Annotated in this window: 13 protein-coding genes and 1 pseudogene; 6 read left to right on the top strand and 8 right to left on the bottom strand. The window is 38.0% G+C overall.

Annotation, left to right across the window (positions count from 1 at the left end):
* Positions 1-3 precede the first annotated feature (3 nt).
* The 4 genes and pseudogenes from V6256_RS04940 to V6256_RS04925 form a co-directional block, all read right to left on the bottom strand.
* Positions 4-2,415, bottom strand: a complete 2,412-nt coding sequence (locus tag V6256_RS04940) for a PfaB family protein (RefSeq protein WP_341596966.1) — start codon at positions 2,413-2,415, stop codon at positions 4-6.
* 2 nt (positions 2,416-2,417) lie between these two features.
* Positions 2,418-10,664 (bottom strand): annotated as a pseudogene (locus V6256_RS04935) (SDR family NAD(P)-dependent oxidoreductase); the annotation flags it as partial.
* A 68-nt stretch (positions 10,665-10,732) separates the two neighbouring features.
* Positions 10,733-11,554, bottom strand: coding sequence for a helix-turn-helix domain-containing protein (locus V6256_RS04930; RefSeq protein ID WP_341596964.1), 822 nt, complete (start codon positions 11,552-11,554; stop codon positions 10,733-10,735).
* A gap of 494 nt (positions 11,555-12,048) precedes the next feature.
* Positions 12,049-12,867 carry a HEPN domain-containing protein gene (locus V6256_RS04925; RefSeq protein ID WP_341596963.1) on the bottom strand — a complete coding sequence of 273 codons (819 nt, stop codon included), beginning with the start codon at positions 12,865-12,867 and terminating at the stop codon, positions 12,049-12,051.
* A 256-nt stretch (positions 12,868-13,123) separates the two neighbouring features.
* On the opposite strand from V6256_RS04925, the gene V6256_RS04920 reads away from it, so the two are divergent.
* A complete protein-coding gene (locus tag V6256_RS04920; RefSeq protein ID WP_341596962.1) occupies positions 13,124-13,687 on the top strand; it encodes a recombinase family protein in 564 nt (187 codons plus the stop codon).
* Positions 13,687-14,622, top strand: coding sequence for a hypothetical protein (locus tag V6256_RS04915; protein ID WP_341596961.1), 936 nt, complete (start codon positions 13,687-13,689; stop codon positions 14,620-14,622). Before V6256_RS04920 ends, V6256_RS04915 begins: the two co-directional genes overlap by 1 nt.
* A 258-nt stretch (positions 14,623-14,880) precedes the next feature.
* On the opposite strand, the gene V6256_RS04910 is transcribed toward V6256_RS04915, so the two are convergent.
* The 3 genes from V6256_RS04910 to V6256_RS04900 form a co-directional block, all read right to left on the bottom strand.
* Positions 14,881-16,494, bottom strand: a complete 1,614-nt coding sequence (locus V6256_RS04910; protein WP_341596960.1) for a recombinase family protein — start codon at positions 16,492-16,494, stop codon at positions 14,881-14,883.
* A 48-nt stretch (positions 16,495-16,542) separates the two neighbouring features.
* Entirely contained in the window at positions 16,543-16,821 is a 279-nt protein-coding gene (gene ppiC, locus V6256_RS04905; RefSeq protein ID WP_341596959.1) for a peptidylprolyl isomerase PpiC, read from the bottom strand.
* 141 nt (positions 16,822-16,962) lie between these two features.
* A complete protein-coding gene (locus tag V6256_RS04900; protein WP_341596958.1) occupies positions 16,963-18,681 on the bottom strand; it encodes an AMP-binding protein in 1,719 nt (572 codons plus the stop codon).
* A gap of 198 nt (positions 18,682-18,879) precedes the next feature.
* On the opposite strand from V6256_RS04900, the gene V6256_RS04895 reads away from it, so the two are divergent.
* Positions 18,880-19,137: a DUF2960 domain-containing protein gene (locus V6256_RS04895; RefSeq protein ID WP_341596957.1), complete on the top strand. Its 258-nt coding sequence runs from the start codon at positions 18,880-18,882 to the stop codon at positions 19,135-19,137.
* A gap of 75 nt (positions 19,138-19,212) precedes the next feature.
* Here V6256_RS04895 and V6256_RS04890 read toward each other — a convergent pair whose 3' ends face one another.
* A complete protein-coding gene (locus V6256_RS04890) occupies positions 19,213-19,872 on the bottom strand; it encodes a 7-cyano-7-deazaguanine/7-aminomethyl-7-deazaguanine transporter (RefSeq protein WP_341596956.1) in 660 nt (219 codons plus the stop codon).
* 196 nt (positions 19,873-20,068) lie between these two features.
* On the opposite strand from V6256_RS04890, the gene V6256_RS04885 reads away from it, so the two are divergent.
* The 3 genes from V6256_RS04885 to V6256_RS04875 all read left to right on the top strand — a co-directional run bounded on the left by V6256_RS04885 (position 20,069) and on the right by V6256_RS04875 (position 22,804).
* On the top strand, positions 20,069-20,731 hold the full coding sequence (locus V6256_RS04885; RefSeq protein WP_341596955.1) for a regulatory protein RecX: 663 nt from the start codon (positions 20,069-20,071) through the stop codon (positions 20,729-20,731).
* Positions 20,732-20,770: 39 nt separating this feature from the next.
* Positions 20,771-22,183 carry a DNA repair protein RadA gene (gene radA / locus V6256_RS04880; protein WP_341596954.1) on the top strand — a complete coding sequence of 471 codons (1,413 nt, stop codon included), beginning with the start codon at positions 20,771-20,773 and terminating at the stop codon, positions 22,181-22,183.
* Positions 22,184-22,270: 87 nt separating this feature from the next.
* On the top strand, positions 22,271-22,804 hold the full coding sequence (locus tag V6256_RS04875; protein WP_341596953.1) for a class I SAM-dependent methyltransferase: 534 nt from the start codon (positions 22,271-22,273) through the stop codon (positions 22,802-22,804).
* The last annotated feature ends 326 nt before the right edge of the window (positions 22,805-23,130 follow it).

The following is a 23,130-nucleotide window of genomic DNA, read 5'->3' as shown; positions in this document are numbered from 1 at the left end:
TCTCTAAAATACTGAAACGGACTCAGGCTGCTTATTAACAGGACGAATTAAGGTCCCTGAGAAAAAAGGCGCTAAGTTTATTGGGAAGCCAAGACTTATTAACGATGCGACTGTTTTTAAAATCGCTTTATAATCATCCGTATTCTTTTGATTAACTGACAAACAAGTGACTGGTGTTGCATTATCGCTAAGTATCTTATCAATCCAAGTACTTAACGATTTACCAGCCCCTATTTCCATAAAGACACTTTCCCCTGTTGCCGCCATTCTCTTGATCAATCGAGGAAAATCAACTTGCTCTGTTAAACATCGGCTAATGCTAACGGCAATCGCTTTTTCTGTGATCGGTACAGGTAAATAACAGGAGCTTGAATATAATTTGTAAGCATTAACCTTATTGACCGGTAAGGAATATAGATCCTTCATATTTTCATATTCACTTTTAGCAAGATCACAATGAATAATATTGGGAACATTTAATGCGATAGCGCGCACTTTTAAGCGTTTGGCTAATGCCAGACATTGTTCAGGAATGCCTGCAATGACTAAGCTCTGCGCTGTATTAATGATAGTGATAAATACGTCAGGAAAGCCATCAAGCACAGCTTCGACTTCACTGACTGTTGCTTTAAGGTGATAAGATTCCCAATGCTTGCGATCTTCTGGTAAAGATAAATCATCTAAACGCTTTAAGGCTCCTGACAACTGTTCGGTGAATATAGGGCTTTGACGTAATCGTTGACTCATGACTTGCGGCTTTTGCCAACAACCTAATGCCGCAAACATACTGATCTCACCCATACTATAGCCGGCTGCACTGCTTGGCCTTACAGAAAATACCTGTTGAAAAATATAACTGAGTAAACAAGCATAACTAACGCCAGCTTCAGCAATATTGGCTAATTCTGAGCGTAATCGTTGCTCATTGTGAATCGCTTGTCTAGGCTCTAGCTTTGCTAATTGACGTGGTGTTATTAACTTATCTTGCAAACTAAAGGCTAAATCGTCACTTATGTCAGTTAACGTTTGATAAGCATCAGGAAACAATCGTAATAAGTCTTTCCCCATACCAACATACAATGCACCAACGCCAGGAAAAACGAAGCTTAAAGGTTTATCAGCTTGGTCAAAATCCACCAGCTTTCCACTAAAATAACTTCCTTGAGGTGTCTTCCAAGTCTGTTGATTTTCAGCGGCTTTTTCGATTCCAGCCTTGGCTAGTTTGATCTGTTCATTCAAACAAGCGAATGAATCGGCTATCAAGACAACACAGTACACACTGCCCTTTATCTCTTTAGCTTGTTGATTTTTTTGTAGGCAAAACTCAATAAACTCAATAGTCGGATTTAGCAGTGAAACTTGCGCTAATAATTGCAGCAAACCTTCAATAGTAGGCGCTTTAAATAGAATAGGCTTATTATCATGCTGTGCTAAAAAGCCATTGTTTACTTGGGCTGTTTTACCTTTACTTAATAGCAATAACTGCTGTGAATTTTTATTAAGATGGCTACTAACAAGATGGCGTTTATCAACATTTTTAGCAACAAGGTAGCTTGTGGCTTGCTCTAAACAATAAAATGCTGAATTTTGCCAACGAGCTGGTAATGATCCTTGCTGATCAGGAAAAGTTAAATTAGACGCTAAGCGATAATGTTGATCAAGACATAGCACCGTGGCTAATAAAGATAAGACAGTGCTAAAGTTTTCAGTGCAGTGTGCAATATTATCAATACCAGTCAGTAGAGTTGACTTATCTTGTTTGCAATTAAGTTTTGTCGATAAATACTCAAAAGCGCCTAGACAAGCTTGCTGATGAGTACCTGCTTGAGCCGCTGTACTTTGTTTAATAACCAACGACTCAACTTGTGAAACAGACAATTTGTTATCAAGCACAAAGTCACTGATATTATCTGCCAGATTATCATTACAACGTTCAACGGCATCGTCTATATCAGCATAGATATGGCAAGCAGCTAATGCAGCAACAGATGATATAACCTGATGGTCACACACTAATAAGCCACTAGCGCCATCATATTGCGCTTGGTTTACAGATAAAATAAGTATTGGGTGTCCAGTATTAACACTTAACTGTTGAGACAGCTTTAATGCATCTACTAACGAATAAGCCGTTTCAGAGCTTGCAAAAGCAGAACCTGCATTTTCCAAGCCTCCACTAAAAAAAGACACTTGATGGTTTAAGCGCTCATCCAATAATACCAAGCTTACTTGTGAAGCCTGTAAATGGTTCACCGTTAATAAACGTTGAATAATGGTTTCACACTGCGTTGTTAGTCGCGTTGTTTGCTTATTTTCATTAAACGTAATCGGTTTATTGTTATAGATCAGGTAGTCAAAGGCATCGATATTAGATACCGAACCACTACAAAACGCTAAACCAATAACCGACAACATTATTAAGCACTAGCCTTAAAAAGTAAGCTTAGACTTGGGCTGCAAGTAACTTCCGCACCCGTCACAGTACTAATCACCTTATTATTTTGATCAATTAACAGGAGATCACCAAATATACTTTGACCTGTTTTATTGGTTATATTGAGCTTAATGAAGAAGGTTTCATCCAACTTCACTTCACGGAAAACTTGCCAATGTTCAGTGCTTGTTGGCAAGCTACCAGATCCTAACTGTTTACTTGTCCATACTAATAAAGCTTGATAAACCAAGTCGTTAGCAAAGACATTATTATCAGTAACGTCAAACTCGCCCTGCGCTTGTTTCACCGATTGATGAACTTTACATTCAAGTAGTAAACCTTTTTCATCTAATTGATGGATCACTTGGATCCCCTGCAAACTTTCACCATGGAATAAACTTCCATCACGATACAAAGCGCTTGCCTGTTCTGACTGCTTATTTACTGGTTGAGGTAAGGTGCCTTGATAATCTACCAGCTCAACATCATTAAGTGATTTAACCAACTTCACCACAGCTTTGTAATGAAACACAGGTTTATCTTGAGCGTTTTCACTGCCGACAGTCACTTCAACTTTAATAGAAGACTCAGTTTCAGCTAATAGTTTACTATCAATAACGTAGTGCTCAGCCTGTGAACCATCAAAAACAATGCCTTTATATAATTTGAAGTCTTCTATGCCTTGATATTGAAAATCAGGATATAAACGTTCACAGGTTGTTTTTAACCAGTCTATAGCACAGACGGTTGGCAACACTTGTTGGCCATCTATTTTATGGTCCGCTAACAGCTGATTATCTAAGTGGTTGAACATTTTGATACTGCGATGTTCACTAGTTAAACTTATTGTTTTTTCAGTACCAGACATATCAGTCCCGACAACAATCTGCACGCAACGGTTACTGTCTGCCGCTAGTTCTTTCGCTAATAATGTTGCACCAGCATCAACAGGAATAATATAAACTCCACGCTCATTAAACATGCGTTTTAGTTCAGGTGTTACCATACCGCCATCCCATGGACCCCAGTTAAAGCTAAGAACTTGTGTCTGCGGGTGTAATGCTTTGAAACGATAAGCGGCTTTATTCAAAATTTCATTGGCAATCGCATAATCAGATTGTGCTGCATTACCATAGAAGCCAGCAGCTGAAGAAAATACAACTAAATGCTGCAGCTTTTGCACGTCACAACAAGCAAGCAATGCCTGTAGACCTTGAATCTTGGTATTATAGACTTGATCAAATTCAGCTAATGTTTTTTGCTCGATTAGCTTATCAGCCAATACACCAGCACCATGTATAATGCCAGTCACGGGTCCCCATAAATCACAAATAGGGTTAATAGCCTGTGCAATGCTGTCTTTATCGCAAACATCAGCAGAAAGATACGTCGCAACACCACCATTATTTTCAATGGTCGTTAACGTTTCAGTGATCTCTCTATTAGCCAGTACGGCCTTCAGCATACTAGTAATTAATTTCGGGTTTGGTTTTTGACCACTCTGAATTAAATGCTGCATTGCTGCTTTTTTAAGATCGCTTTCACTGACATGGTTTAATGACCAGTCTGCTTCCGTTGTTTGATAAGTTGAACGCCCCAACAAAATAAATTTACATTGGAATTGTTTTGCTAGTTCAATAACACAATGAGCTGTAACCCCCCTTGCGCCGCCACTCACAACAAACACAGCATCTTGGTTTAGGTGTTGTCCTGGTGATAACGAATAACTATCCGTTGGCTTTGCCACCAAAGTTACACGGCCATTATCATTAATCCCAACTTCTACAGGGAACAATTGTTTATCATTAAGTTCGCTAATGATAGTTTTAGCTACTTTATTAGCAGTGAATTTACTCGGTACATCAACAATACGACAAAATACAGTTGGCCATTCATGTGCAAGTGTTTTAACCAGTCCAGACAGCCCACCTTGTACTAAATCAACTTTCGTCTCAGCAGTATTATTGATAGAGAAATCACCGCCTTGGCGTGTTAACACTAAAAATGATGCCCGGACTTCATTATTTTTTGAATCAGAAGTAGTTTCTTTAAGCTTACAAAACTTAGCTAACAAAAATGCAAGTTGCACACTTTGTTTATGTTGTTCTGCAAATTCAAAATCAGTTGCAACTGTTTTTGGGTAAAGATAAAGCACTGAATGCCATACACTTTGCGTACTAAAAACATCACTAATAGCTTGATCATCTAGTACAGCTAACTCAATCAATTGAATACTTGAATCAAAGTCTTTATTGGCCTTATTTTCTATCCATTTTGGTGTTAGCACTGTGACTAACCAACCCAATTTTGTTAATTCATTCGCGGTCAGCACACAGCTATTTAAGCCATCATTCACTAATAAGATATTTTTGTTATCTACATTAGCATTAATAGACTTAACCGCTTCAAGCTTTTTTATCGCCACCGTTGCACTTGGCGCAGGCTCAGCAACCACTGTTGGTTGTATGGTTTGCACGACTTGTGACTGTACCGCAGACTGTGCATTATGTGTTGAACCATGAGTGAATACCTGTTGCATATATTCAACAATTTCAGTCAAGGTACGCATTTGTGATAATTGCTCAGCATCAAGCTCAGGTAAATCGGTAACTTGATCCTGTACCGCACCTAAGATCTCAACACGTTTAATCGAATCAATGCCTAAGTCCGCTTCCATATCCATGCTTAATTCCAGCATTTCCGTTGGGTAACCGGTTTTATCAGCGACGACTGACAGCATCACCTGCTCTATATCCTGATTATTAATTGATACAGCTTGCTGTGCTGTTGGAGTAGAAGTAGCTTCAGAAACAGATGCATTTACCATCACTGAATTCATATAATTAACAATTTCAGTTAAGGTGCGCATTTGTGATAACTGCTCAGCATCAAGCTCTGGTAAATCGGTTACTTGATCTTGCACCGCACCTAAGATCTCAACACGTTTAATTGAATCAATGCCTAAGTCTGCTTCCATATCCATGCTTAGTTCAAGCATTTCTGTCGGATAGCCAGTTTTATCTGCCACGACTTCCAGCATTACCTGTTCTATATTCTGAGTATTAATTAATGCTGCGGCATTTTCTGTTGCAGTAGAAATAACTTCAGGAACTGATAGCTCGCCCATCACTGAGTTCATGTAATTAACAATTTCAGCTAACGTACGCATTTGTGATAGCTGCTCAGCATCCAGCTCAGGTAAATCGGTGACTTGATCCTGTACTGCGCCTAAGATCTCAACACGTTTAATCGAATCAATGCCTAAGTCTGCTTCCATATCCATGCTTAATTCCAGCATTTCCGTCGGATAGCCAGTTTTATCCGCGACGACTGACAACATCACCTGCTCTATATCCTGAGCATTAACTGATGTAGATTGGTTTGCTGTTGTATTTACCACAGGGTTAATCGCTGACGCAGAAATACCTTCAGAAACTGATAGATCGCCCATCACTGAATCCATGTAATTAACAATTTCAGCTAGGGTACGCATTTGTGATAATTGCTCTGCATCAAGCTCAGGTAAATCAGTGATTTGATCTTGCACCGCACCTAAGATTTCAACACGTTTGATTGAGTCGATGCCTAAATCCGCTTCCATATCCATGCTTAATTCCAGCATTTCCGTTGGGTAGCCGGTTTTATCAGCGACGACTGACAGCATGACCTGCTCTATATCCTGAACATTAACTGATGTAGTTTGGTTTGCTGTTGTATTTACCACAGGGTTAATCGCTGACGCAGAAATGGCTTCAGATACTGATAGCTCGCCCATCACTGAGTTCATGTAATAAACAATTTCAGCTAAGGTACGCATTTGTGATAATTGCTCAGCATCCAGCTCTGGTAAATCAGTAATTTGATCTTGCACAGCACCTAAGATCTCAACGCGTTTGATTGAATCGATACCTAAGTCTGCTTCCATATCCATGCTTAATTCCAGCATTTCTGTCGGGTAACCGGTTTTATCAGCCACAACTTCCAACATCACTTGTTCAATTTGCTCAGTTGCCTGCGTGTGAGGCACGTTAACAATAGAATCTAAGCTCATTGGCGTTACTGTCGAAGCTGAAGTTGAGGTGGAAACACTGCTCATCACTGAATTCATGTACGTCACAATTTCAGCTAAGGTGCGCATTTGTGATAATTGCTCTGCATCAAGCTCTGGTAAATCAGTAATTTGATCTTGCACCGCACCTAAGATCTCAACGCGTTTGATTGAATCAATACCTAAGTCTGCTTCCATATCCATGCTTAGTTCCAGCATTTCTGTCGGATAACCGGTTTTATCAGCCACAACTTCCAACATCACTTGCTCAATTTGCTCAGTTGCCTGCGTGTGAGACACGTTAACAGTAGCATTCAAGTTAGGTGACATTGGCGTTGCGAATGAAGCTGAAGCCGAAGCTGAGGTGGAAACATTGCTCATCACTGAATTCATGTACGTCACAATTTCAGCTAAGGTACGCATTTGTGATAATTGCTCAGCATCCAGCTCTGGTAAATCAGTGATTTGATCTTGCACAGCACCTAAGATCTCAACGCGTTTAATTGAATCGATACCTAAGTCTGCTTCCATATCCATGCTTAGTTCAAGCATTTCTGTCGGGTAACCGGTTTTATCGGCCACCACATCTAACATGATCTTATCTATCCCACTGTTTAATACTGATTCAGTATTATCAGCTACCGCTGCTTGTTGCGTAGTCGTAACCTTTTCTGCCGTTGCCTGTAATTGTTGTTGTAAATTTAAATCATCATGGCGAGGTTTTACCGGCGCCTTAACAACACTTTCTGCAGGTTTGCTAGCAGCTTGATGAACAGTAGCGTTAGCAAATGGTTTTGGTATCTGCTGCTCTCTGGCATTGTTAGTCAATTCAACCTCAGATACACCATTAAGCATCTGTTGAAGGCTATCAGATTGATTATTTAAATAGGTTTCATGCACTCGCAATGTTTCAGTTTGGAAATCATGATACATCGCTAGCGTTTTATCTAAGCCTTCTGGTAACTTTTGTTGTCCAGCTTGCGCTGCTAATACACTCTTAAAAGTATCCGCATACTGGTTAGGCCCTTCCAGGTAAGCTTGATGAACAGCGAGTAATTGCGATTGATGTTGAACAAATTGCTCAACGCTTTGTTCGATATTAGAGACCAGCTGTTGATTGTTATTATTGTCTACCACAGTATTAGGTTGTGATTGGTCAGCCAAAGGCACTCCTTGGCTATCAACGTAAACAATCTTCTCTACAATCTTCTCTACAATCTTTTCAACAACGACTTCTTTTATAACTTCTTTTACTGGCGGTGTTACTGGCTCAGGCTTAGTTAACTGCCAATCATCTCTTAATGCATCTTGAAATGCTTTTTTAGTTTTAGGGCTAACATATGCCGCACCAGACAATTTCATTGCCAATGGTGATTTTTTAGGGGCAACGGTTGGTCTGTTAATCGCAGAGTAAGGGTCAATATTTTCTAGTGATACCCCTAACACAGCAAGCTGAACTGCTGCTGAGCGCAATTGTAAATCCGAGTCTTGTTTAGGGTTAGTATTAGTGGCAATAGTAACTGCATCTGCTTTGTCACTTAAAATATTATCCACTAAACGTGTTAACACATTCTTAGGACCAAACTCTACGAAAATTCGTCCACCATCATCATAGATATTTTCAATTTCTTTACTAAACTGTACTGATTGTAAAATATGATCTTTGATAGCTGTTTTAATTTTATTCGCATCATTAAGGTGCTTTTCACCCGTTGCATTAGCATATACTGCTACTTTAGGTTTATTAAAAGTGACCTTATCAATTGCTTTCGCAAAAGGTTGTTGTGCATGCGCCACCAAAGGTGTGTGGAAGGCAGCGGAAACAGGTAGTGCAATGACTTTAAATCCAGCTTCTGTTAATTGTTTTGTTGCAACCTCGATAGCATCCGTTGCTCCTGCAATAACAGCTTGATTATTAGCATTATAGTTAGCAATTGTTACACCATCGATGGTAGAAATTTGAGCTTCAATATCAGCCACATCACCAATCACTGCGGCCATTGTACCTGTATCATCGGTACTTTCTTTTGAGGCAGACATCGCTTCGCCACGCGCCATCGCAAGCGACATGAAATCATCTTCAGAAAAGACACCAGCAGCCCATAAAGCGGTTAGTTCACCAAAACTATGTCCAGCAGTAAAGTCAGCTTTAAAGCCAGCTTCTTTGAAAATATTAAAGACACCAACAGAGAAACTACCAATCGCAGGTTGTGCATGTTCTGTTAAACGTAAATCTAACGCTTGTTGTTCTCTTTTTTCCTGATTAAACACAGGAATAGGATAAACAAAATTAGATAAATTAGGTTTACCTGCACCATTAAATTGCTTGTCGATAGCAACTTGGCTTTTCAGCATCGTTGGGAAGTGACAGGTTATTTCACGGCCCATATTAACGTATTGCGAACCCTGACCAGAAAACAGAGCAACTACTTTACCCTTAGTTTGTAAGGCAGCTTGACGATAAAAGAGATCATTAGGTGTAGACCATTCACTGCGCTGATCTGTTTTTAATTGTTTAATCAATTGCTCAATTAATGAGATTGCATTGTTTACATCTTTTGCGATGAAACCACAACGCGCAAATTGTGCATCAATTGCTTGTACTGGATACGTTTCAATCAATTTATTGAAGGCGTAAGGCTGCAGATCCTCTTCTACTTTCAATTGCTCAAGCTCTGTTTCTAATAAGTTAATCAAAGCAGTTTTGTTTTCTGCCGCGATTAAAAATGATTGAGCAACGTCATTGAGTCGATAAGCTTGCTGCTGAGTAGGCGAATACTCTTCTAATACCAAGTGAAAATTGGTGCCACCAAAACCAAATGAACTAATACCTGCTTGACGTTTCACGCCATCAGCACGTGGCATCCATGGTCTGGTTTCTGAGTTAATATATAGTGGTGTGTTTTCGATATCCAAATTTTGATTTGGTAAATCGACATTAATAGTTGCAGGTAGTACTTTGTGATGTAAAGCCAACGCCGCTTTAATTAACCCTGCAGTTCCCGCAGCAGCTTTAGTATGGCCTACTTGCGATTTTACTGAGCCTAACGCAACATGTTGCTTTTGCTCATTATCTTCACTAAACAGTAATTCTAAGCCTCTAAATTCAGCGGCATCACCGGCTTTTGTGCCTGTTCCATGTGCTTCGATTAAGCCACAGGTTTTAGGGTCAAAACCAGCATCTTGATAAGCGCGTTTTAATGCTTTCAACTGCCCTTCTGGGCGAGGTGCATAAATCGATTTAAATTTACCATCTGAAGAACTACCAATTCCTTTGATCACAGAATAGATTCTGTCTCCATCGCGCTCGGCATCCTCTAAACGCTTAAGTGCAAGCATACCAACGCCTTCACCAATCATCATGCCATTTGATTTATCATCAAAAGGACGAATACAATCGCCATCGGTAAACGCTGGTGTTTTAGAGAATGACATATACATAAACGGCGAATTATCACAACAAATACCACCTGATATCATCATATCTGAACGGTATTCTAACAGGTCTGATACCGCCATTTTGATCGCAGCTAATGAGCCTGCGCAAGCCGCATCAACAACACAGTTTGTGCCCCCTAAATTAAATCTATTTGCGACACGCCCTGCTATCACATTACCTAGCATACCCGGGAATGAATTTTCCTCCCATGGGATATAAGCCTTTTTAAATTTTTCAACAATCACATTTGTGTCTTGCTCGCTCACACCAGAGGCTTTTAATACTTTTTCTAAAACAGGTCCTTGCAAACGAGACATTAATTGCCCGCCTTGCTTTTGACCGCCACCAACACCTAATGTAATACCCATTTTATCGCGATCAAAGCTACTTTCATCGCTAATGCCGGCATCGACTAATACATCACGAGCCACAACTAAGGCCATTAATTGAGTGATATCAGTTAGCTCTAATAAGTTAGGTGGTAAGCCAAACTCCATTGGATCAAAGTCAATTTCAGGTAAAAACCCTCCGCGCTTACAGTAGCTTTTATCTGCTTCTTTTTTATCAGCAGAATAATAGTCATCGATAGCCCAGCGATCTTCAGGCACATCCTGGATGCCATTAACCGAATTAACGATGGTATCCCAGAATTGTCCTAGATTCTTACTTTCAGCAAAAACCGAAGCCATACCAACAATTGCAATAGGCGTTTCTTGTAAGCGTGAATTAATACGCTTATCCGACGCTGTGTTGGTGCTTTGCTTTTTTGACATTATTTTCTCCAATGGCATTACTATTAATTTATTAAACGCTATTTTTCGCTTAGTAAATGAAATCGACTTAAAAATTCATTGTAATTTGCCGCTAATAAACGACGAATATGAAATGGTGCATGCTTTAAAACGTGTTTCATATATCGTCTTGCAGCATCTGCCTCATCATCTTGATATAAATCTACATAGACCCATTGGCTATCAGGATCATGCGCTATCAATAAACGATGTATGGCTTGATTATTAACTGTTTTTTTATCTAACTCAGGTAAGGTCGTCACACTAACCTGTACCACATCTGACCCAGTCAGCGCCCTTGATTTGGCTGCTCTAGCATGGTCAGCAAGTTGACTATCTTGTGTTTTTATAAACTCTTCACTACGTAATTGATTTAATACTTCTAACATAGCTTCAGGGCTAACGACCGAATTCAATACTTTATCTGATGAATTATCTTGAATGGCTACGGAGACTTGTTGCTCTAGTTTGGTCAGTTCACCTGCAGGGTCGATATCTGCCAGTTTTGAAACACCGTGGCGCTTCAAACAACGCTGTAAACCAGCACGAGATGTATTTTCATTGATGAATTGACGACAAACACTAAGTAACGCATCGAGTGAAAGCATTAAATGTGTACGTAATTGCACCACAACATATTGCTGTTGTAATGTCAGTGTTGAGTTGGATTGTTTTGGTGCGTGAGAGGCATCATCGAGGACATCGCGGCGACGCCATTTTCGAACAGTTGACTCAGAAATTTTTAGAAGGCGAGCTAAGACCGCCGTAGGCAATTCGGATTGATTAATAAAAGCTCTAATTTCTGGTGTTGTCGTTGCGTTTTTATGCTGTTTGGCGCTCAATAGATTAATTCACTAAAACAAAAAGTAAGTACAATATACACAGGTATCAAACCCTATACAATCAACTGATACTTTTATTTTATTGTAGTGAGATTAAGGCTTTATGGGAAGCTTAGTCTTAAAGTAGGAATGTTATTTAAAATCATCGTAATAGGGTTAATATTTGAGACTTATAATCCCTATCTGATAGGTATCAAACAGGGATTATTTTGAATGACGTATTAGGTTCTATAAAGTACCTTAATTAAGTTTCTTTAAGCACACAATAATTATTCTTAATCTTTTTGTAGAATTAACCAAAGTTTTTAAGAACATTTCACCCAAAAAAAACAATGTAGATTCGAACTCTATAATGTAACTAACCAATTTAAAATCAAACAGTTAACTCCACATAAAGTTATAGGTTTGTACCAATTCTTTGTACAAATATATGATAACTTGATTAAGTATTCATACCAATAAACGAATCATTCCTACTTTATCAGACACCTTGTCTATTTAAGTCTCTTATTTTTTGGCTTAGCCTTTTTAGGCTTTAATGAGTTAGGTAGTTTCACTTTTTTATCCAACCAATCAAAAGCATAATTACAGTTTTGGTCTGTTCCCTTATGACGAACAAGGTAATCTAGTTTTGTATTAGTAACGTTTGAAAATTTAGGAAATTCTTTTATTGTTATATTACATGTATCAAGCTTTCGGTTATTAAAGTAAGCATTTTGAATAAACAACACATTGAGTAAATGGGAGTGTATTGAGTTCACAAAACTTTCTGAAATTGCCTTGGATGCAAGAATTTGCCGTGTAAAAGCAACAAAACAATCTAAATGAAAGACTAAAGATATATTGAAACTATAACCAGACATGTTATATCTTTGATGTGGGGTTCCTTGCTCATTAATCAAATTAATAAACTTTTGGATATTAAATAATTCCATACATTTCACATAATCTTCACCTACTAAAGATTCCATATCAATATCAAATTCAAAAGAGTTGAACGTAGGAATTTGCTTTTTTACGCGATCAAAAAGAGCTGATATATTATGGGTATCAGGAACGTTAATACCGCGAGATACCAATATAGCTTTGAAATATTTCTCCAAACACTGGGCTGCTGACCAAAAGAAATCTCGATCTTTACCATATAAAGCCAGTAACCGACTTGTCACATAATCTTGATCAGCAGTACAAATAAAGGTTTGATATATAACATCAATAATATGAACTTCTATAGCCCCTTTTACGCCATTTAAACCTTCACTTCTTAACCATGGAAATTCATCCGAAATGTCTACCTCTAGATCAACTGTCATTCCTTCCACCTTCTATTTTTTATTAAATTTAATTGTTATTTTTATATAAATTAGACTTAAAGTATAACAAATCGACTGGGTGATTACCTTTGTATAGTTTTGTTAAATACCTCATAACTATTTAATTTATCTGTATCCATTAGGTATACCCAAATGACTGCGGTCAAAGAGTGATCAAATGGTACCTATTAGGATTGATTTTAATTAATAGGTACAATAATATTATCCACCTCTTAAAACCAAACGGGTACATCAAGTGGCACGTATAGCTTACCTTAGAGTCTCAACAGTTGACCAAAACACAGACCGTCAACTTAATGATATAGGCATATCTTTTGATAAGACCTTCATTGATAAATGCAGTGGTAGTTCAACAAAGCGTCCAGCCTTAAATGAGCTTAAAGACTATGTTCGCGAGAGTGACACCATTCATGTTCATAGTATTGACCGCCTAGCTCGTAACTTAGTTGATTTGAAGCAGTTGATTAATGATTGGAATAACCAAGGTGTCAGTGTGAAATTCCATAAGGAAAACCTCTGCTTTAATGCTGGTGGAAGTGACCATATGTCTGAATTAATGCTGAATATGTTAGGGGCTGTTGCTCAATTTGAATTGGCAATGATTCAAGAAAGACGTCAAGAAGGTATTGAAAAGGCTAAAGCAGCTGGAAAATACAAAGGTAGGCCTATCAATGAGACAAACCACCAGCGCATCTCTGAGCTTCGTTCTCAAGGAGTCTCTTTAAGAAAGATAGCGTCCACTGTAGGTGTATCTTTATCAACAGTACAAAGGGCTTTAACAGCCAAAGAGAATGATTAATGAATAAATATATGTCTGATAGTAGACACAGTAGACTTGACCCAAGAAAACTCACTTTAGACCCAGCAATGCAAGCTCGTGATACAGAGTTAATTAAAGATAAACGTTTAAGAGCAGCACAAGAGATTAAGCAAGAAGCTCAAGACAAGGAAATTCTTACTGATTTACGTAACGGTTTACCGATACGACAATCCATAACTGTATTTGTAGTAGGTGATATTTACTATGTTGTAGATGGGTTTCATCGAACAGGTGCTTGTTTAAAATACCTTGAAGAAAAACCTGATGCAGACCTAACGATTCCAGCTTACATTATAGATAATAGAACATACCAAGAAGCATTTTCAGCTGCACAAGAAGCTAATCAATTACATGGTGTTAGCGTAACTAAAGAAGAAGCAATGCAGTCTAAATTCAGAGCGTTGATTGTTACTGGTAAATTTGATTTAAGTGTATCAGATACTGCTAAAGAAGTAGGTTGCAGTCAAGGTCAAGCAGCACACATTGCTAGAGGCCTCAAAGCGTGTAAAGAGGCATTAGGTAATTATAACCTAGACGAGTTAACAAACTTGGAAAGTTTTACAGAACAGTTAGCGGAAACCCTTAACAATAAATATCTAATGGAAAAGAGTGCGTGGGATTCTAAAGGTTTCCCTAAGATTAGACGTTTATCAAATGCAATTACTGGTAAAGAGTTTATACCCGATGATGAAAACAGAGAAAGAGAGCTAATTGAATCTAACGCTAAGGATCTAGGAAGACTCATTGAGAGGTATGACCCTGATATCTTTAGGGAAGGATTAAGGAAAGCCGTTAGAGGATTAGAGTTAGGCATCTCTGTATCTTCAAGAAAAAAATGGCTAAAACAAGCTGGAGCAGTTAGAGGAAGTGATACTGATTATGATGTTAATGAACCTCGTGAAGAGGACTTTTAATATTTCGTTGTAGGCCTATAAGCCCCACACAACGGGCTCTACAGGGCATTAGCAATAAACCGTACACATGTGTACACCTTGAGAAAACTTAGGGTGTACACAACAGTGTAGAGTGGTATTACTTTAAAAAACCTAAAAACCACTAAACGTAAAACACGTTTTGTCTCAAAGTCACTAGATTATGCAATCGTCAAGGTAGCTCAATATCTCGCCCCCTCCCCCCTCTTTACAGCTATCAGCAAGACAACAAGAGAAACATTATAAAGTAGCTTCCCTTCGAGTGTACTTACTCAATCCGTAAGCTTCTGAGAACCCTTCACCTGTTATAATGGACTCACTAAAACGATTGTCACACTCAATAGTGAGGATGCACTTATTATCTTTACGAAAAACCTCAATTAAACGCTGGCCCTTCCCTTTCTCACCAGTCAATACAATCTTACTTAAATAACGACGTAAGAGCTGATTCAATTTGATACGGCCTTCTACTGTATTTGAGTTATCAACAATATCCTTATACCTTTCAATCAGCATTTCATTATCATGCTTTGTGACCGTTTCTAACCCATGAGCAGCTTCTAATTCCGCCTTTGTAATATCTAAATATTTCTCCGTCTTTGCTACTTGAGCTGTCAGTTGTTTTAGCTTCACCTCAAGAGCGGTATTAATACCAACCGCTGCGATAGCATTAACCGTGTTATCGACCTGATTTTTTAGTTCCTCAAGCTCTTCTGTAAGCTCTCTAACTCGATTATTCAACGTTTTCAAATCCTTGTTTGACGTAGTCCCCATTACATCAAGTAAAGGAAGACGTCTCAAACCAAACAAAACAGTCAAAGAAAACTTTGTGTAATTCCACGTAGCACGAAAACAGTCAATTTGATACTGGACACATCTGAGTTGATAATATCTTTTACCTTTTGATACAGAACTAACAATATGCATACCTTGACCACAAGAACAACGAAGTAGCCCAGCGAAAGTATTACGCATTTCATTACTTCTTCGTCCTTTACCTGCACCGCCTTCTTTTATAATACCCTGTGCCTCACGAAACTCTTCCATATCAATAATCGCAGGGTAATAACCTCTAATCGGTTCACCTACAACTTTTCCACCTGAAGTGGGCTGATACTCACCAATAACAGCTCTATATTGCAAAATACGTGACACACTACGAGGATACCAATGCTTACCTATAAGAGGATCTCTTCCCTCTTCTGTAAGTTTACGGCCTATTCGAGGAGTACCATACCCTGCTAAGTAAAGTTCAAAGATTCGTTTAACTGTAGCAACCCTCTCAGGTACGAATTCAAAAGCGGTTTTATCGTCATTGACCTTTAACCAAGAGGGGCACTTCCTCGTTATTATCTTACCTGTCTTTCTAGCTTCCTTTTGAGCTTTAGATTTAGCGTCTAGAATCATTTGGCTCTTTCTTGATGACTCCTCATAAGCACGCTGAGCTGTTAGCGCCCAACCCATTAGATCCATAAGGGGATTAGGAGAGTCTGGCTCATAGAGTTTCCTATCTGTAAACGTATAAATACTTATGCCGTTATCAAGTAGCTGTAAAAGTAAAGTAACTGCTTTATTAACACCAGCACGAGAAAGACGGTCTACATTCTCAACGAGTAAAATACTGCCTGATTCAACCACGCCATTCTCAACACAACGAAGAAACTGACTAAGAGCACCTGTTTCAATGTTTGCTCCTTTCCAGCCGCTTACACCAAGATCAGAGAAAGTCTTATCACTTAAAAACCAACCATTTTCATGAGCTGCGGATTGAATAGCTTCCCACTGACGCTCTTTACCATAACCTTGAATTTGACGTTTTGAAGACAGCCTTACATAACTGTATGCCGTACGCATAAAAAATAGCCCCTATTTAATAAACAAGTCACTATTTTAATAGTTGTGTCATAAGCGATACAATACCTTTATGATATGCCAACCGAATTTAGTTTTAACAAGATGAGGTTTGATCAACTCTCCATTAAAGCAGACTTTATCAAATGCAGGCACCATCTGCCCTCTTTTAAATTCACCTAAATCCCCTCCCTTTTTACCTGAAGGACAATTTGAGTATTTTTTAGCTAATGTTTGGAATTTAGCTCCTTTTTTCAATTGCGCAAGAATATCTTCAGCTTTATCCTGATGTTTCACTAATATATGTAATGCAGCTGCAGTATTTGCCATGCTCGTTTCTCTCAAGTTAATTAATAAGTCGCTATATTAACATTGCTTATGTTCAAGTTAAATTGCGACTTAGTGTTGATACTATCTCGTTAAAAATAAATGCTAACTGATAAAATAATGTTTACCTATAAACTAGCAAAATTATTGATATAAATAGCGTTTAATCTTTTTCGTTGGTGTTTTAATAAATGGCTCTCTCTGTTCGACAACTGAATGTAATTTACAATAACTCGATAATGCTAAATTAGAGGATTTTTTAACTTCTTCTAACAAAATCAGCAACTCTTGATGCATATCACTATCACTGTTGGTACCCATCTGATATTGCTCATCAAATTTATCGTAATCAATATAAATCTTAGCCACCAATTTTTTATTCTTTTCGAAGACCATGGATTCACAGACCAAAGGATGTTTATCGATGACACTTTCAACCGCCTCAGGATAAATATTTTCGCCACTTGGCCCAACGATCACACTTTTGCTGCGTCCACTTATCGTTAAAATACCTTTATCATCAATGTATCCTAAATCACCGGTGTTAAGCCATCCATCATTGTCCAAGACTGCTTCAGTCTGATTCTGCTCTTTAAAGTAACCTTGCATTACATTAGGACCACGCACATGTAGTTCACCTTCTTTATCTGTTTCATTGTGCTTTACAAATTTATGCTCAATGTCGGCCACAAAAGGTCCCGTTGTACCTAATTTAGTCTTGCCTACTACAGCACCAGCGATCAATGGTGCTGTTTCCGTTAAACCATAACCAATGGCATAAGGAAAACGTGCTTCAATAAGGAACTGCTCAACATACTCAGGTAATTTTGCGCCACCGATACCAAAAAATTTAATTTCACCACCAAAGCTTTGTAACAGTTTTTTACCTGCCGATTTATTCAACTGTTTGCGAGCAAAACCAATGTTGTTGTACAGGTAACTTAGTACCTTGTTCTTATTCATCTCCGGAAGCACTTGATTTTTATAAATTTTCTCAATAATCAAAGGCACACTTATCATGTAAGTTGGTTTTACTTGTTGCATCGCCTTTAATATGATTTTTGGTGAAGGTATCCGATTAATATAATGAATAGAAGCGCCATTCGAGAAAGGTGTTAAAAATCCAATTGAACATTCAAAAGTATGCGCTAATGGTAAAATAGATAAAAACTTATCTTGTGGTTTGATCTTCACTAAAATATTGGCCTGCGCTAACTGTGCCAATAAATTATGATGGGTGAGCATCACCCCCTTTGATTGACCAGTGGTGCCCGACGTATAAATAATAACCGCAAGATCATCAGCCTTGATAGCATTCTGATCACTGGTTTTAGGCATCAGCTTTTTATCCTTCGCAAACTGTATTGCTTGCTCTTTCATTTCTTGTATCGCGCTCGTTGCTTTGATATACAGATCTGAATGCGTCGGTGTTTTATCTTCAACCAATTCAAAGGTTTCTAATTCAAATACATAGGCTAAACGGGAACTAAAATCTTCTTCATCTAATTTTGCACACAGCTTTCTAGAAGCAAACAATGCTTTAACGCCTGAGTGCTTGATTATATGGTGAATTTCATTACTGTGGAATTCAGGTAAAATAGGGACAACAACCGCACCCATGCCGATTACCGCAAGGTAAACAATCCCCCAGTTAGGCATATTTTCACTACAAAGCGCAATTTTATCACCATGGCTAAACCCAACTTTAGATAACATCGCTTGAAGTTCATGTACTTTTTGCTGAGCTTCTTGATAAGTAATAGCTTCCTTTCCTACATGGCAAGCAAATGCATTGTCTGCGTATCTTTCAAAGATAAAGTCAGATAATAAAGAGAAGTTTTCATGTTCTATTTGTAATGTCATACAGACCCTTAACGTCGATAACTAATGTAGCTAGGATATAAATTAGATAATTAAATTAATCATATAACAAAAATACGTAGCAAAAACTAAAACAGCTCACTTTATCTAACCTAGGTTCAATAAAATTAATCACCAAGCAATTAATCGCTATCGATAAACCTGTGTTAATATCAGCTTTTTATTTATCGAGACAACTTTATGGCACGCTACGTAACCTACTTTTATCAAGGTACACAAAAAACAATTACTTTCTCTTATAGCCAACACTTTGATATTTACGAAGCAGTTGCTGAAGCAGAAGGCGTTGATTTAACCTCATTTTGGGCAATGGAAAAACAGTTAGAAATGAGCTGTCGCGGGCAAGGTATTGTAAAAAACTTTAGAGCAAATGAATTTGAACGAATGGGGTTTGCTGATATTAAATTTGTACGAGACGAGACAAAAGAAAAAAACTAACCGATAGAAAACACCTTAAAGCTTACTGAAAAATAAGAAGCCCTCCCTTTGAGCTTCTTATTTCACGTCATTAACTTAGGCTAAAGCATTAGTCGTTGATTGTTTAAGAATACGTGTTTCTAATACTTTCAAAAGCACACCGTATGCAGGTAAGAAGAGACATAAACTTACAATTAACTTAAAGCCATAATCAATCATTGCAATTTCAGGCCAATTAGCTGCCATAAAGCTATCTGTAGAAGCATAAAATGCTAGACCGAAGAAGATTAATGTATCTAATAAATTACCTAACAAGGTCGAAGCTGTTGGGGCTACCCACCATTTTTTGGTTAATCTTAATTTAGCAAATACCTTAATATCTAATAACTGACCAAATAAGTATGCAGCAAAACTTGCAGCAGCAATACGCAGCACAAAACTGTTGTAGTCAGATAATGACGCAAAGCCTTGAAACTCACCTTGATGGAACAAAACACCAATCACATAAGAAACCAGTAACGCTGGTAGCATTGCTTTAAAAATAATGCGACGAGCATTACTTTGACCAAAAATTCTAACGGTTAAATCAGTTGCAAGATAAACAAATGGGAAACTAAATGCGCCCCAAGTGGTATGCCAACCAAAAACAGTAAAGGGAAGTTGAACTAGGTAGTTACTAGCGCAAATGACAATGATATGAAATCCAACCAATAGCGTAAGAGCACGGCGAATTTGCGTGTGAGACAGTGATAACATATTTTAACCTTTTTATATGTAACAACGGGGTGAGGGAACCCGCTTAGTATGTAACCCATTATTGGGGCCGCATATTATAAGGTGGTGAATGCTCAATACAAGTTTTTATAGTTTAAATATGTGCTTTTCTACCTCCCCTACTATAATTTTAATGATCATCAATGCTACACTGTATAAAAAAACATGAGAGGCTAATATGTTTGCTAATAAACCAATTAAAATAGCAAAAGATATTGAAGGCGTTCGACGTAGTGCCCTTTGGCATTTATCTCGTCGTGACCATAGCCAAGCTGAACTGCTAAAAAAACTTCAGCGTAAAACCGATAATAACGATTGGATAGAGAGCGTGATCAATGAATGTTTGGATTTTAATTATCTGAACGATCAACGCTTTGCGGATTCTTTTATTCGTAATGCACAAAACAAAGGCCACGGTCCAGCAAGGATTCAACAAGATTTAAAAATAAAAGGGATTGGCGAGCCACTCATTAAAAAAGCATTTGCAGAGAATCAATTCAACTATATTGATGCTGCTGAGCAACTGTTAAATAACAAATATAATGAAGCTATTGTCACTACCAATTTAAAACAAAAGGCAATGGGCTTTTTACAAGCAAAAGGTCATCGTTTTGATACTATCTCGCTTGCAATTGAAGCACATAATGCACTTTATCCGACGCCTAGTTTTAGCAGTGTAGACGAAGCAAGTAGCTTACTATCAAAAAAGTTTAAACACGAAATAACCGATAGCAAACAGGTTAATAAAGCATTAAGATATTTAGTTTCAAATGGTTATGACTATTCAAAATCAAATCAAGCAATTAAATTATTTAACCAACAATTAGCAGACGAAGCATAAAGACCCTCTGCATATCTATACAAATTACGGACTCTTCCAATGGCAAAAGCAAAAACCAAAATATCCTATGTTTGCAGTGACTGTGGCGCTGATTATACAAAGTGGCAAGGCCAATGTTCAGAATGTAAATCTTGGAATACCATTACTGAATTTCGAGAAGCTTCGAGTACCACTAAATCGGTCAACGCTGCAATCAATCGAAACCAAGCAGGCGGTTATGCAGGTGTTACTAGCAATGGAGTTCAAAAGATTTCTACCGTGCAGGTTGAAAATGCACAAAGAGTCTCAACCGGATTAAGCGAACTGGACCGTGTATTAGGCGAAGGCATTACCTTAGGCTCAGTGGTCTTAATTAGTGGTGACCCTGGTTCAGGTAAAACCACCCTACTCACAAAAGTTGCTTCTGTGATGTCTCAAACAATGTCTACTTTATATGTCACTGCAGAAGAAAGCTTAAGCCAATGGGCAAAACGAGGTATTGAGCGTTTACAGCTTAATTTTAACGAAGATAACTTTTTATTATCCGATACAGATAACATAGAAGATATTGTGAATCAGTGTATCGAAAATAAGGTTAAGTTTTTAATAGCCGATTCCATTCAGGCATTTGAATCAAACTCAGTAGATGGATCTGCTGGCGGTGTTACCCAAGTTAAAACCTGTGCGAAAATATTAAACCGTTTGTGTAAACAACATGGGATCACCTTAATTTTAGTTGGCCAAGTTAACAAAAACTCACAAATGGCAGGCCCACAAACCCTTAAACATATTATTGATACAGCCATTCATATCGAAGTAAACGATGCCTCTGTGCGTATTTTACGTGCTGATAAGAACCGGTTTGGTGATACTGAACAAGTAGGCATATTTCAAATGACTGAAAAAGGCATGCATTCAGTTGATAACCCAAGCCGTTTATTTTTATCAGGCAGTGAAGAACACTTTGAAGGCTCTGCTATTTCCGTAATTAAAGATGGCGCTCGTAATTTATTAATTGAGATTCAAGCTCTGGCAACAGAAGTGGAAGGCGAAAAATCGATTCGTAACTGTATCGGTGTTTCATACAGTAGATTATCCTTAATCACAGCGGTATTAAAAAAACATGGTGGTATCCCAACCTACTATGACATCAACATTAGTTTGGTCGGTGGACTGAAGATGGCTGATTCAGAAACTTCTACTGATATGGCGGTAACCGCTGCATTGTTGAGTTCCATTAACTCAAAACCATTACCAAATGACGCTGTTTTTATTGGTGAGTTAGCGTTAACAGGTGAATTACGCCAAATCCCACAAATTGTGCCACGTGTGCGTGAAGCGCTAAGCCATGGTAAAAAACAAATATTTATACCGGCGGTTGCTTACCATTCTTCAATGCAACAATTTGTTAAAGCGGATCAAAAAATAATAGCGCTTAAGAATGTAAGAGAGCTAATCGAAGCTTTACAATAATCAACGCTTAGATTTATCTAAGATGCTTATAGGTAATATTAATTGATCATACCAACACATTAATTGTTAACTCAGGATCTGAAATTGATGAACACTGCAGAATTATTAGACCGCTATAAGCATTTATTTAAAAAGGATCAAGGCGTTGTTTTGGACCTTGCTTGTGGGCAAGGAGACAACGGCTTAGCATTAAAAGCTCAACAAATAGAGGTTTTATTTGCCGATATAAACCAGCAACACTTATCCGATCTAGCATCTGACCATCATGTTGATAACAATGCGCTGTGGCATGCTGATTTTGAAGGTGATGGATCAACCGCACCAGAAAAGTTGAGTACTCTGCAATTGCAGGGATGTATTGTTTTTAGATACTTACATCGACCATTATTTAGCGCAATTAAAAAAGCCATTAAGCCTGGCGGCTTTGTTATTTATGAAACATTTACAATAAATAACAGACAATTTGGTAGGCCTAATAGTGAACGCTTTTTATTGCAAGAAAATGAATTAAAAGCACTGTTTAGTGATTGGACAATACATTTTTATTTTGAAGGCATTAAACATGATCCAATGCGTTCAATTGCACAAATTGTTTGTCAAAAGCCATTGACTGAAAACTAACTAATACCAATCTGTAAAATTAACTGGTCAGTTTCATCCAATCCACCCTTCGAGGCCTTCGCTTAGATAGATACTCACCTATTTATTAACGCTAGGTCTACTCACTTTCAGAAATCTTGCTTTGACTTTGGGGCGGTGGGCGAATTAAGTATCAGCTTAGTATCATGAGCGGAGAAGCTCTGCGACTTCTTTTTTTAGCGTCCCTTGTAGGTGCAATGAATAAAACAAAGCACTTCGCTCTTTACCTTTTTGCATTTTATTCTGGTCAAGTATAACTGGACACCTGACTTTGTAAATTTTCATAGTTAATCGGTGTTAAATCATTG

This window comes from Psychromonas aquatilis (genome assembly GCF_038155185.1).
In the GTDB taxonomy this organism is placed as follows: Bacteria; Pseudomonadota; Gammaproteobacteria; order Enterobacterales; family Psychromonadaceae; genus Psychromonas; species Psychromonas aquatilis.
Note: the sequence above shows the minus strand (reverse complement) of the source record. Positions and strands in the feature narration are given on the sequence as shown.

What these genes read in the sequence shown, in the direction of transcription:
- V6256_RS04895 (WP_341596957.1), top strand. Translation starts at nt 18,880, where the DNA reads ATGGCACGCTACGTAACCTACTTTTATCAAGGTACACAAAAAACAATT.
- radA (WP_341596954.1), top strand. Translation starts at nt 20,771, where the DNA reads ATGGCAAAAGCAAAAACCAAAATATCCTATGTTTGCAGTGACTGTGGC.
- V6256_RS04940 (WP_341596966.1), bottom strand. Translation starts at nt 2,415, where the DNA reads ATGTTGTCGGTTATTGGTTTAGCGTTTTGTAGTGGTTCGGTATCTAAT.
- ppiC (WP_341596959.1), bottom strand. Translation starts at nt 16,821, where the DNA reads ATGGCAAATACTGCAGCTGCATTACATATATTAGTGAAACATCAGGAT.
- V6256_RS04915 (WP_341596961.1), top strand. Translation starts at nt 13,687, where the DNA reads ATGAATAAATATATGTCTGATAGTAGACACAGTAGACTTGACCCAAGA.
- V6256_RS04925 (WP_341596963.1), bottom strand. Translation starts at nt 12,867, where the DNA reads ATGACAGTTGATCTAGAGGTAGACATTTCGGATGAATTTCCATGGTTA.
- V6256_RS04910 (WP_341596960.1), bottom strand. Translation starts at nt 16,494, where the DNA reads ATGCGTACGGCATACAGTTATGTAAGGCTGTCTTCAAAACGTCAAATT.
- V6256_RS04885 (WP_341596955.1), top strand. Translation starts at nt 20,069, where the DNA reads ATGTTTGCTAATAAACCAATTAAAATAGCAAAAGATATTGAAGGCGTT.
- V6256_RS04875 (WP_341596953.1), top strand. Translation starts at nt 22,271, where the DNA reads ATGAACACTGCAGAATTATTAGACCGCTATAAGCATTTATTTAAAAAG.
- V6256_RS04900 (WP_341596958.1), bottom strand. Translation starts at nt 18,681, where the DNA reads ATGACATTACAAATAGAACATGAAAACTTCTCTTTATTATCTGACTTT.
- V6256_RS04890 (WP_341596956.1), bottom strand. Translation starts at nt 19,872, where the DNA reads ATGTTATCACTGTCTCACACGCAAATTCGCCGTGCTCTTACGCTATTG.